Here is a 12,224-nt window from a genome sequence, read left to right on the forward strand (position 1 = left end):
TCAGCCGGCTCCCAGCCAGTCCACCGGCCATTGCAGCCGGTTGCCGCCACGCCGCTTGGCCTCGTACAGGGCGCTGTCGGCATGGGCGTACCAGTCGTTCCAGTCGCGCGCCGGGTCGAGCAGGCAGGCGCCGATGCTCACCGGGCAGACCCGCGGCACCGGCTGCGAACGCTCCAGCAGGCCATGCACGGCGTGCAGGATGAAGCCGGCCACGTGCTCGAGCGCCGCGGCATCGGCCTCATGCACCAGCAGGCAGAACTCGTCGCCGCCCAGGCGGCAGGCCAGGCCGCCGGGCTGCACCACCGAGCGCAGGATGTTGGCGACCGCCTGCAGCACGCGGTCGCCGACCAGGTGGCCGTGCTCGTCGTTGATGCACTTGAAGCGGTCGCAGTCGATCAGCAGCAGCCCCTGCGGCGGGGTCCGCGACGGCTGCCGGCATTCCTGCAGGTAAAGGGTCAGCCCGCGGCGGTTGTGCAGGCCGGTCAGCTCGTCGGTCCGCACCAGTTCCTCGGTGTGGTTGAGCTGGTGCGTGGTGGTGTAGAGGTTGTCCAGCGCCGCTTCCAGGTCGTGGTTGCGGCGGCGCAGCTGCCGGATCAGCATCTGTTCGTTGGAGACCACACGCATGATCGTGCGGCGCAGGAAGAACGCGACGCGGCCGGGGTCGTGGTCCACCAGTTTCTGGAAATCGGGGTGCCCGAGTTCGAGCAGGGACAGTTCCGTCGCGGCGCGGGCATCGGCACCGCGGCGATGGTCGCCGATCAGCAGGCCCAGCTCGCCGAAGAACTCGCCCGGACCCAGGTACTTGACCACCAGGTCCTCGCCGAAGTTGAGGTCGACGATGCCGCTGACGATGACGAACATGGCATCGCCGGAATCGCCACGGCGGAACAGCACCTCGCCGGCGGCGACCTCGCGCTGCCGGCCGAACCGCGAGAACAGCGCGAACTCGTCGGGCGACAGGACCGGATGCACGATTTCGGCCATCGCCATATGAGCGACGCCCAGCTCGCGATCATCGGCCATGATTGCAGCATTGTCGCTGGTCATTCCCTCAGCCCCACCGCCCCTCCGTCCCCAGGGGCTAGCGCGGAAGGATAGCACCGCCACCCGGCGCGGACGATGCCGGAAACCGGCTTGAGCCCCATTCAGCCGGCCAAGAACAAGGGCGGCCGTCGCGGCCGCCCCAACACCATACCCCGGCTGCTGAAAACGTATCGAAAACGCCGTTCAGGCGGCCTTGCCGGCCTGGAACTGGGCCTCCTCGGTGGACCCGGTGAGCGCGGTGACGCTGGAGGCGCCGCCCTGGATCACCGTGGTCACGTCATCGAAGTAGCCGGCGCCCACTTCCTGCTGATGCGACACGAAGGTGTAGCCCTGCCCGCGGGCGGCGAACTCCGGCTCCTGCACCTGCTCCACGTAGTGGCGCATGCCTTCGCCGCGGGCGTAGTCGTGGGCGAACTTGAAGGTGTTGAACCAGTTGATGTGGATGCCGGCTAGGGTGATGAACTGGTACTTGTAGCCCAGTGCCGACAGTTCGTCCTGGAAGCGGGCGATGGTGCGGTCGTCCAGGTTCTTCTTCCAGTTGAACGACGGCGAGCAGTTGTAGGACAGCAGCTTGCCGGGGCTGGCCGCATGCACCGCCTGGGCGAACTCGCGGGCGAAGCCCAGGTCCGGGGTGCCGGTCTCGCACCACACCAGGTCGGCATACGGCGCGTAGGCCACGCCGCGGCTGATCGACTGCTCCAGCCCGTTGCGCACCCGGTAGAAGCCCTCGGCGGTGCGCTCGCCGGTGACGAACGGCGCGTCGTTGGGGTCGAAGTCGCTGGTCAGCAGGTTGGCGGCCTCGGCGTCGGTCCGCGCCAGCACGATCGTCGGCACCCCCAGCACGTCGGCCGCCAGGCGCGCGGCGACCAACTTCTGGATCGCCTCCTGGGTGGGCACCAGCACCTTGCCGCCCATGTGGCCGCACTTCTTCACCGCCGCCAGCTGGTCCTCGAAGTGCACGCCCGCGGCACCGGCCACGATCATGTTCTTCATCAGTTCGTAGGCGTTGAGCACGCCCCCGAAACCGGCCTCGCCGTCGGCCACGATCGGCAGGAAGAAGTCGATGGCGTCCTCGGCCTTGAGCTTGCCGTCGACGATGTTCTTCCACTGGATCTCGTCGGCGCGCTGGAAGGTGTTGTTGATGCGGCGGACCATGGTCGGCACCGAGTCGTAGGCGTACAGCGACTGGTCCGGGTACATGGTCTCGGAGGTGTTGCCGTCGGCGGCCACCTGCCAGCCGGACAGGTACACCGCTTCCAGCCCGGCCTTGGCCTGCTGCATCGCCTGGCCGGCGCTGATCGCGCCGAACGCGTTGACGTAGCCCTTCCGGGCATCGCCGTTGAGCAGTTTCCACAACCGTTCGGCGCCGCGCCGGGCCAGGGTGTGCTCGGGCTGCACGGTGCCGCGCAGGCGCACCACGTCGGCGGCGCTGTACGGGCGGCGCACGCCGGCCCAGCGCGGGTTGCTGTCCCAGTCGTGCTGCAGGGCGTCGATCTGTTGCGTGTAGGTGCTCATGGTGGAACTCCTTGGGGGGCGGGCGTGCGGGAAGGGGGAATGGCAGCGCGGGACTCAGTCGATCTGCCGGTAAGCGGGCAGGGTCAGGAACTCGGCCAGCTCGTCGGCGCGGCTGAGCGTGTCGAGCAGGTCGATGGCCTGGGCGATGCGGCCGCCGCCGGGCAGCGTGGCGGTGTCGCCCAGGCGCGCGGGCAGCGCGCGCAGGGTGGCGTCGAGCAGCGCGCCGTCGATGGCGGTGCCGTCGTCCAGGTGCTGGTTGCCGGCGTGCAGCCACTGCCAGAGCTGGCTGCGGCTGATCTCGGCGGTGGCGGCGTCCTCCATCAGGTTGTGGATCGGCACGCAGCCGTTGCCGTCCAGCCACGCGGCCATGTAGCGCACGCACACTTCCACGCTGTTCTCGAACCCGGCGCGGGTGATGGTGCCGGCGCAGGGGGCCACCAGCTGGTCGCGGGTGACGTGCACGTCGCGGCGCAGCACCTGGTGCTGGTTGGGGCCGGGCATGTGCTCGTCGAAGATCGCGCGCGCCACCGGGATCAACGCCGGGTGCGCCACCCAGGTGCCGTCGTGGCCGGCGCTGACCTCGCGCAGCTTGTCCGCGCGCACCCGCGCCATGGCCTGCTCGTTGGCGGCCGGGTCGTGGTTGATCGGGATCTGCGCGGCCATGCCGCCCATCGCATGCGCGCCGCGGCGGTGGCAGGTCTGGATCAGCAGCTCCGAATACGCCTTCAGGAACGGCTGGGTCATGGTCACCTGGCCGCGCTCGGGCAGCACCTTGTCGGCATGCCGGCGGAAGGTCTTCAGGTAGGAGAAGATGTAGTCCCAGCGGCCGCAGTTCAGGCCGACGATGCGCCCGCGCAGCGCGTGCAGGATCTCGTCCATCTCGAACACCGCCGGCAGCGTCTCGATCAGCACCGTGACCTTGATCTGCCCGTGCGGCAGGCCGAGCATGCCCTCGATGTGCGCCAGCGCGGTTTCCCACAGCGCCGCCTCCTCCATTGACTGCAGCTTGGGCAGGTAGAAGTACGGGCCGCGGTCGCGGCGCATCAGCGCACGGGCGTTGTGGAAGGCGAACAGCGCCGCGTCGAACAGGCCGCCGGCGATCGGCTGGCCGTCGACCAGCACGTGCTTCTCGTCCAGGTGCCAGCCGCGCGGGCGCACGATCAGGACCGCCTGCTCGGCGAACGGCCGCAGCGTGTAGTGCTTGCCGGGCGTACCGTCGGCCGCCGCCGGCGCGGTGTACTCCAGGTCGCCGCGCACCGCGCCGATCAGCGCCTGCTGGCCGGCCAGCAGGTTGCGCCAGGTCGGCGAAGTCGAATCCTCGAAATCGGCCATGAACACCCGCGCGCCGGAATTCAGCGCGTTGATGACCATCTTCGGGTCGGTCGGGCCGGTGATCTCGACGCGGCGGTCCTGCAGCGCGGCCGGGATCGGCGCCACCGTCCAGTCGCCCTGGCGGAGGTGCGCGGTGTCGGCGCGGAAATCCGGCAGCCCGCCCTGGTCGAAGAACGCCTGGCGCTGGCGCCGCGCCGCCAGCCGCGCCTGGCGCTCGGGCTCCACCGCCCGGTGCAGCGACACCAGCAGCGCCAGCACCCCGGCCGGCAGCAGTTCCGCCTGGCCGGCGAGCCGGGCGGCCACGGTGATGCCCGGCGTCGGGCGGGCGGGCGTGGACGGGACAGAGGTGGCGACGGCGGACATGGCGGAACCCTGCGGGTGTCGGGGGAGTCCACCGTGCCGCCGGGGTCACTTATTTATCAAAACAGTTTTTGCAATACCCAACATAAGTTGTGCTAATAATCAGCCGAAATGACGCCGAAGACGCCCGCAAACCCGCGTTTTTCCTACAAGTCCGACCGGCTCAAACCGCTGCGCGCGTTCTGCCAGACGGTCCGCCTGGGCTCGGTGTCGCGTGCTTCGGAGGCGCTGTTCGTCAGCCAGCCGGCGGTGAGCCTGCAGCTGCAGGCGCTGGAGCGGGAGCTGGGGGTGGTGCTGTTCGAGCGCAGCGGCCGGCGCCTGGTGCCCAGCCGCGAGGGCCAGCTGCTGTACGAGATGGCGCAGCCGCTGGTGGAGAGCCTGGACGGGCTGGAAGCCAGCTTCCGCGACAAGGTCCGCGGCCTGGATGCCGGGGAACTGACCGTCGCCGCCAACACCTCGACGATCCTGTACCTGCTGCCGAAGATCGTCGAGGCGTTCCGCCAGCGCCACCCCGACGTGCGGCTGGTGCTGCAGGACGCGATCAGCGCCGACGGCACCGAACTGCTGCGCGGCGATGCCGCCGACCTCGCCGTGGGCTCGATGCTGGACGTGCCGGGCGACCTGAGCTACGCGCCGGTCTACGACTTCGAGCAGGTGCTGATCACCCCGCGCGGGCACCCGCTGGCCGGCAGGCGCGAGATCACCCTGGAGGACCTGTCGGCGTTCCCCCTGATCCTGCCGCCCAAGCGGCAGATCACCTGGCGGCTGGTGGACCTGGTGTTCCAGCGCCACCGCGTGCCATACACCGTGGCGCTGGAGGTCGGCGGCTGGGAGGTGATCAAGCAATACGTGGCCATGGGCATGGGCATTTCCATCGTCACCGCGCTGTGCCTCAACGACGCCGACCGCGAACGCCTGGCGATCCGCCCGATGACGCGTTATTTCCCCACGCGCAGCTACGGGGTGACGGTGCGCCGCGGCAAGGTGCTGTCGCCGCAGGCGCGCGCCTTCATCGCATTGATCCGGCCCGACCTGTTCGCCCCGCGCCAGTACGACGACACCGGCCATTCGGAGCGCTGAGCCGCGCCAGGCGCGGCTTAACGCAGCAGGCGCGGTTCCGCGCTAGCGTGGCCGCACCCGCCAGCGCGGCATACCGGAGCTCCGCCATGGATCGCACTCTGCTGTTCGCTGTCAGTCTCGCCCTCACCCTGTCCCTTTCCGCCTGCAACCGCACCCCGGCCGGCAACGACGCCCCGCCCGCACCGGCCGCCAGCGGCACGCCCGCCGCGCCGCCCGGGCTGATCCCGCGCGACGCCCTGTTCGGCAACCCCGAACGTGCCAACGTGCAGATCAGCCCCGACGGCCGCTACCTGGGCTGGGTCGCCGCGGTCGACGGCGTGCTCAACGTCTGGGTCGCCCCGGCCGACGACCTGGGCAAGGCGCGCGCGGTCACCACGGACAAGACCCGTGGCATCCGCCAGTACTTCTGGAGCCACCGTCCCGACACCCTGCTGTACCTGCGCGACACCGGCGGCGACGAGAACTTCCACCTGTTCGCGGTGGACCTGGCCAGCGGCCAGGCGCGCGACCTGAGCGATTTCCCGGCCACCCGCGCCGAGGTCGTCGGGGTCAGCCACCTGCACCCGGAATCGGTGCTGGTGGCGATGAACGACCGCGACCCGAAGTGGCACGACCTGTACCGCGTGGATCTGGCCAGCGGGCAGCGCACGCTGCTGGAGAAGAACACCCGGCAGATCGCCGGCTACATCGCCGACCCGGACTTCAAGGTGCGCATGGCCAGCCGCGCGCGCGAGGACGGCGGCAACGACCTGCTCGAACCCGATGGCAAGGGCGGCTGGAAGGTCAGCGGGCAGATCCCGTTCGCCGATTCCCTGACCAGCTTCCCCGGCGGCTACACCAGCGACGGCAAGACCCGCTACTTCTTCGACTCGCGCGACCGCGACACCGCCGCGCTGTATGCCATCGACACCGGCACGGGGGCGAAGACCCTGGTCTACGAGGACGCCCGCGCCGATATCGACAGCGCGCTGGACGACCCCATGACCCAGCGCGCGCAGGCGGTGGCGGTCAATTACCTGAAGAACGAATGGAAGGCGGTCGACCCGGCCATCGCACCGGACCTGGACAAGCTCAAGGCGATCGGCCCGGGCAGCTTCAGCGTCACCTCGCGCACGCTCGACGACAAGACCTGGATCGTGGCCTACTCCGCCGCCGAGTCGCCGGTCACCTACTACCGCTATGTGCGCGGCGGCACGCCGGAGAAGCTGTTCGTCGCGCGCCCGGCGCTGGAGGGCAAGGCGCTGGTGCCGCAATGGCCGCAGGAGATCCGTTCGCGCGACGGGCTGACCCTGGTCAGCTACCTCAGCCTGCCGCGCAGCGCCGACGCCAACGGCGACGGCAAGGCCGATGCCCCGGTACCGATGGTGCTGCTGGTGCACGGCGGGCCGTGGGCGCGCGACGACTACGGCTACAACGCCTACCACCAGTGGCTGGCCAACCGCGGCTATGCGGTGCTGTCGGTCAATTACCGCGGCTCCACCGGCTTCGGCAAGGCCTTCACCAACGCCGGCGACGGCGAATGGGCCGGCAGGATGCACGACGACCTGATCGACGCGGTGGACTGGGCGGTGAAGAACGGCGTGACCACCCGCGAGCAGGTGGCGATCATGGGCGGCAGCTATGGCGGCTACGCCACCCTGGTCGGGCTGACCTTCACCCCCGACACGTTCAAGTGCGGCGTGGACATCGTCGGCCCCTCGAACCTGGACACGCTGCTGTCCACCATCCCGCCCTACTGGGCCGCGTTCTTCGAGCAGTTCGCCAAGCGCGTGGGCGACCCGCGCACCGCGGCCGGCAAACAGCTGCTGGCCGAGCGCTCGCCGCTGACCCGCGTGTCCGCCATCCGCCGGCCGCTGCTGATCGGCCAGGGCGCCAACGACCCGCGCGTGCGCCAGGCCGAGAGCGACCAGATCGTCAAGGCCATGACCGACCGGAAGATCCCGGTCACCTACGTGCTGTTCCCGGACGAAGGCCATGGCTTTGCGCGCCCGGAGAACAGCAAAGCGTTCAACGCCGTGGCGGAGGGTTTCCTGGCGCAGTGCCTGGGCGGCCGCGCGCAGCCCATCGGCGCTGACTTCCAGGGCTCGAGCATCACCGTGCCGACCGGCGCGGACGGGGTTCCCGGCCTGGCCGAGGCGGTCGGCACCCACGTGCAGGACATCCGCCGCTGACGCGGGGCGCGTTGCGGGCGGCCCGGTCGCGGTGACCGGGCCGCCAACTCACTGGCCCCTCCCGGCGCATGGCGCGCTCAATGCGCGCAGTCGCAGTCCTTCCAGCCGGCCCGCTTGCTGGTCTGGCCGATGCCCGGATTGAAGACATTGCCAGGATCGAGCTGCCGGTAGAACGCGGCCAGCGCCGGCTTGGCCGGATACAGGTGGCCGACATTGTGTTCGGCCGGGTATTCGGCGCCGCGCGCGTCGAGCAGCGCCCACATCGCATGCTCGATCGCCAGCGGGTCTTCGCCCTTGCGCGCGATGTAGTCCTGGTGGAACACGTGGCACAGGAAATGGCCGTAATACAGCTTGTGCAGCAGGCGCGCGTCGAGCCCGGCCGGCAACCGCTCGAACCAGTCGCGGTCGTCGCGGCGCAGCGCCACGTCCAGGGCGACGATGTCCTGCACCCGGTCGCGGTGCACTTCGCGGTAGCGCACCGCCGCGCTGGCCACCGCGAAGCGGTGCAAAAACGCCTTGCGTCCCTCCTCCGCGGTGCAGTGGAAGAAGCCGCCTTCGTGGCCGTCGAAGAAGCCGCGCAGCCAGGCCCCGGTCTGCGCCGCGTCGCGCGCGGACACCTTCAGCAGCAGATGATGTTCGTAGCGCAGGCGGAACTCGCCCATGCGCCTGGGCAGGTGCGATGGCAGCAGGCCGGCCAGCGCCTGCAGCACCCGGTCGCTCACCCCGCGCAGGCCCAGCCGCTCGAACCAGCCATCGACCCGGCTTTTGCAGGCGAAGGCAGCCGGCACGCGCGCGGTGCCGAGCCGGTCGATCAGCAGGAACACGTCCTTGCCGTAGCGCTCGCCGATGTCGTAGGCATCGCGGTGGATGTACTCGCCGGCGATCGGCAGGCGTTCGAAACCGGTGAGCAGCTGGCGCCGCAGCGCGGTGAGGCTGTCGGTGCGGTTGCTGCCGATATAGAAGACCTCGGCCGGCTCTTTCTCGAAGGTATCCAGGCGCACCGCGAAAACGGCCAGCTTGCCGGCCGAGCCGGCTGCCTCGTGCAGCCGTGCCGGGTCGGCGTTGAAGCGCGCCGGCGTGCCGGCATCCACCTGACGCACCTGCGTGGCGTAATGCGGGTCGGAGGCGACGCGGCCGCCACCACTGCCGACGTCGGCCGGCGTGTAGTCGCCGGCCTGCAGGCGCGTCAGGATCTCCTCGGGGCTGTCGCCCAGCGCGATGCCAAGGTGGTTGACCAGGTGCAGCCGGCCATCGGCATCGACCTGCGCGAACAGCGCCAGCTCGGTATAGGCCGGCCCGCGCCGCACCAGCGCGCCGCCGGAGTTGTTGCAGATGCCGCCCAGCACCGAGGCGCCGATGCACGAGGAGCCGATCACCGAGTGCGGCTCGCGCCCGAGCGGTGCCAGCACCTGTTCCAGCCGGTCGAGGGTGGCGCCCGGCAGGCACAGCACCTGGCGGCCGCCATCCAGCAGCTGGATGCCGGCCAGGCGCAGCGTGCTGACCAGCACCACCGGGCGGCCATAGTCATCGCCATCGGGCGTGGAGCCGCCGGTGAGCCCGGTGTTGGCCGCCTGCAGGATGATCGCCGCGCCGCCCTGCACCGCCGCCTGCAGCACCTGCCACAGCTCCAGCAGCGTGCCCGGCCGCACCACCGCCAGCACCGGGCCCTCGCCGAAGCGGTAGCCCCGGCGGAAGCGGCGCGTGGCCCGGTCGCCGGTCAGCACGTGGCGCTGGCCGACGACCGCGCGCAGGCGCCCCAGCAGCGCCGCGCTCACGGCAGCCGCACCAGCGACTCGCGGCCGATGTCGGCAATGCGGCGCGCACCGGTCAGGGTCATCGCCACCCGCATCTCGCTGGCGACCAGGTCCAGCAGGTGGGCGACACCGGCCTCGCCGCGCGCCGCCAGCGCGTAGACGAAGGCGCGGCCCAGCAGCACGGCATCGGCGCCGAGGGCGAGCATGCGCACCACGTCCAGGCCGCTGCGGATGCCCGAATCGGCCAGGATCTTCAGCTCGCCCTGCACCGCATCGGCGATCGCCGGCAGCGCGCGTGCGGTGGACGGCACGCCGTCGAGCTGGCGCCCGCCGTGATTGGACACGACGATGCCATCGGCGCCGAACTTCACCGCGTCGCGCGCGTCGTCCGGGTCGAGGATGCCCTTGATCAGCATCGGCCCCTTCCAGAACGCACGGATCCACTCCAGGTCCTTCCATGAGATCGACGGGTCGAAGTTGCTGCCGAGCCAGCCGATGTAGTCCTCCAGCCCGGTCGGGTGGCCACGGTAGGCGGAGATGTTGCCCAGGTCATGCGGCCGCCCGCACAGGCCCACGTCGAAGGCCCAGCGCGGATGGGTCACGGCCTGCAGGTAGCGGCGCAGCGCCGCGTTGGGCCCGCTCATGCCCGAATGCGCATCGCGGTAGCGCGCGCCCGGCACCGGCATGTCCACGGTGAACACCAGGGTGGTGACGCCCGCCGCCTGCGCCCGCTCCAGCGCGTTGCGCATGAAGCCGCGGTCGCGCAGCACGTACAGCTGGAACCACATCGGCCGCCGGATCGCCGGCGCCACTTCCTCGATCGGGCAGACCGAAACGGTGGACAGGGTGAACGGAACGCCGCGGCTGTCGGCCGCGCGCGCGGCCTGCACCTCGCCGCGGCGCGCATACATGCCGGTCAGCCCGACCGGCGCCAGCGCCACCGGCATCGCCAGCTTTTCGCCGAACAACTCGGTCTCCAGGCCCAGGTCGGCCATGTCGCGCAGCACGCGCTGGCGCAGGGCCACGTCGGCCAGGTCGGACATGTTGCGGCGCAGCGTGTGCTCGGCGTAGGCGCCGCCATCGATGTAGTGGAACAGGAACGGCGGCAGGCGGCGGCGTGCGGCCGCGCGGTAGTCGGTGGAAGCGGAGATGATCATGGGTCGGCCGTGGCGGAAGGCAGGCGCGAGGCCCGCGCGCGCCGGGCCTCGTTCTCGTCGAGCGTGCGCAGCGTGGTGTGCACGAACTCCAGGTGGGACAGCGCGGCGGCGCGCGCGCGTTGCGGGTCGCCGGCCAGCACCGCATCCATCATCTCGCGGTGCTGCGCGGACAGCGGCGAGAAGGTGCGCGGCGAGGTGTACAGCCGCTCGCGGCTCTGCGAGATGTTGGTCTGCAGCAGGTCGAACAGGCCGCGCATCACCTGCAGCAGCACCAGGTTGTGCGACGCCTCGGCGATGGACAGGTGGAAGTCGGCGTCGGCGCGGGCTTCGCCGGCGGGGTCGTCCCTGCCGTGCGCATCCAGCATCGCGGCGTAGGCGCCGGCGATGCGCGCGCGGTCCTCGGCGGTGGCGCGCAGCGCGGCATGCCAGGCCGCGGCGCCCTCCAGCGCATGGCGGATCTCCAGCACGTCGAAGCGGTACTCCGGGTCGCCCTGGAACAGCGGCAGGTATGGCGCCAGCGGTTGTTCGATGGCCTGCCGCGCGCGTGCCGCCGGTTCGGCCACGAAGGTGCCGCCGCCCACGCGCGCGACCAGCAGGCCCTGGCTGCCCAGGCGGGCGATGGCCTCGCGCAGCGCGGTGCGCGATACGCCCAGCTGCGCCGCCAGCAGGCGCTCGGCCGGCAGCCGGTCGCCGGGCCGCAGCCGCCGCTCGCGCACCAGCGCTTGCAGTTGTTCGGCGACCCTGTCCGACACCCGCTGTGGCGGGCGGCGCGGCACGTTCACCGGCGCCGCTCCCCGGGCCGCGCGCAGGCGGCCGGGCGCGGCACCCCGGCACGGCGCGCCCGCCCATGGCGCTGTGGCGAATGCTTCATGTCCACTCCGGTCGCACGCAGCCGGCGCTGCCTTGCCGGCCCGCCGCGGTCGCGATTGGTATTACCAAATGATCCATAACTGCCGGTTCCGGCCCGCACGGCAGGGACAGGCCCCGCGAAGAACGCATTAGATCATGGCAGCGCGCATGTATTGGACAGACCAATTCTGACGCAGAAACGCGTCGGCACCTGATACAGCGGCCGCCAGGCCGGGCCGCTGCCCCGCCGCCAGTACACCGCCCGCGCCCTGCCATACACCGCGTCGGCATCCACCAGGCCGAAGAAGCGGCCATCGAGGCTGTTGCCGCGGTGATCGCCGAGCACCAGCAGCTTGCCGGCGGGGATGAGGATGCCGTCGATGTCGGGGCCTCCGCCGGCCGCCAGGTCCAGCGTCACCTGCCGCTCGCCGAAGCGCTCCTGGCGCGGCACGCGGCTCAGCCGCTGGCCGTTGATGCGCAGGTAGCCGTCGTGCAGTTCCACCCGGTCGCCCGCCACCGCCACCACGCGCTTGATCAGCCGCGTGCCATCGACCGGCGAGTCGAACACGGCGACGTCGCCGCGCCGCGGGTGGCCGGTATCGAGCAGGCGCAGTCCGGTGAACGGCAGGCGCAGCCCGTACGCGCGCATGTCCACCATGACCCGGTCACCGGGCTGCAGCGTGGGCTGCATCGAGCCGCTGGGCACCTGGTAGTGATTGGCCAGCGTGTCGCGCGCGGCGCACAGCAACAGCAGCATCAGCGCCAGCGGCGGCGCCTCCCTGCGCAGCCACTGCCACGGCCTCCGTGGCACGCGGCCGGGACGGGCGGACGAATCGACATGCATGGCGCGCTCCCTCCGGATACTGCCGCATGCGACCCCGGCGGCGACCGGCAAGTTCCCGAAGCTACGCATTGTTTACGCCGCCAGCGGCCTGGCTGCATGGCGGTTTTACGCGCCGGCG

At 71.0% G+C, this 12,224-nt stretch carries 9 protein-coding genes; 2 read left to right on the plus strand and 7 right to left on the minus strand.

All coding sequences use genetic code 11. The annotated features are described in order from the left end of the window. The 3 genes from MKP15_RS08970 to aceB all read right to left on the minus strand — a co-directional run bounded on the left by MKP15_RS08970 (position 1) and on the right by aceB (position 4,254). Entirely contained in the window at positions 1-1,047 is a 1,047-nt protein-coding gene (locus tag MKP15_RS08970) for a GGDEF domain-containing protein (protein ID WP_161614504.1), read from the minus strand. A gap of 180 nt (positions 1,048-1,227) precedes the next feature. After that, positions 1,228-2,559 (minus strand): isocitrate lyase, encoded by a 1,332-nt coding sequence (gene aceA / locus MKP15_RS08975; RefSeq protein WP_240212477.1) that lies wholly within the window; start codon positions 2,557-2,559, stop codon positions 1,228-1,230. A 54-nt stretch (positions 2,560-2,613) separates the two neighbouring features. Beyond that, entirely contained in the window at positions 2,614-4,254 is a 1,641-nt protein-coding gene (gene aceB, locus MKP15_RS08980) for a malate synthase A (protein WP_240212478.1), read from the minus strand. 108 nt (positions 4,255-4,362) lie between these two features. On the opposite strand from aceB, the gene MKP15_RS08985 reads away from it, so the two are divergent. Then, positions 4,363-5,331 carry a LysR family transcriptional regulator gene (locus MKP15_RS08985; protein WP_104939851.1) on the plus strand — a complete coding sequence of 323 codons (969 nt, stop codon included), beginning with the start codon at positions 4,363-4,365 and terminating at the stop codon, positions 5,329-5,331. 86 nt (positions 5,332-5,417) lie between these two features. Further along, positions 5,418-7,502 (plus strand): S9 family peptidase, encoded by a 2,085-nt coding sequence (locus MKP15_RS08990; protein WP_240212479.1) that lies wholly within the window; start codon positions 5,418-5,420, stop codon positions 7,500-7,502. A gap of 77 nt (positions 7,503-7,579) precedes the next feature. Here the strand turns inward: MKP15_RS08990 and dld are convergent, their stop codons facing one another. The 4 genes from dld to lepB form a co-directional block, all read right to left on the minus strand. Continuing rightward, entirely contained in the window at positions 7,580-9,277 is a 1,698-nt protein-coding gene (gene dld, locus MKP15_RS08995) for a D-lactate dehydrogenase (protein WP_240212480.1), read from the minus strand. Beyond that, positions 9,274-10,413, minus strand: a complete 1,140-nt coding sequence (lldD, locus tag MKP15_RS09000) for an FMN-dependent L-lactate dehydrogenase LldD (protein WP_240212481.1) — start codon at positions 10,411-10,413, stop codon at positions 9,274-9,276. The genes dld and lldD overlap by 4 nt, the downstream gene beginning before the upstream one ends. Beyond that, positions 10,410-11,195 carry a transcriptional regulator LldR gene (lldR, locus tag MKP15_RS09005; RefSeq protein ID WP_240212482.1) on the minus strand — a complete coding sequence of 262 codons (786 nt, stop codon included), beginning with the start codon at positions 11,193-11,195 and terminating at the stop codon, positions 10,410-10,412. The genes lldD and lldR overlap by 4 nt, the downstream gene beginning before the upstream one ends. Before the next feature lie 221 nt (positions 11,196-11,416). Continuing rightward, complete coding sequence (gene lepB, locus MKP15_RS09010) at positions 11,417-12,106, minus strand: signal peptidase I (protein WP_240212483.1); 690 nt, start codon at positions 12,104-12,106, stop codon at positions 11,417-11,419. Between the last annotated feature and the right edge of the window lie 118 nt (positions 12,107-12,224).

Origin of the sequence: Stenotrophomonas sp. Y6 (genome assembly GCF_022436665.1) — a bacterium.
GTDB lineage: Bacteria > Pseudomonadota > Gammaproteobacteria > Xanthomonadales > Xanthomonadaceae > Stenotrophomonas > Stenotrophomonas acidaminiphila_A.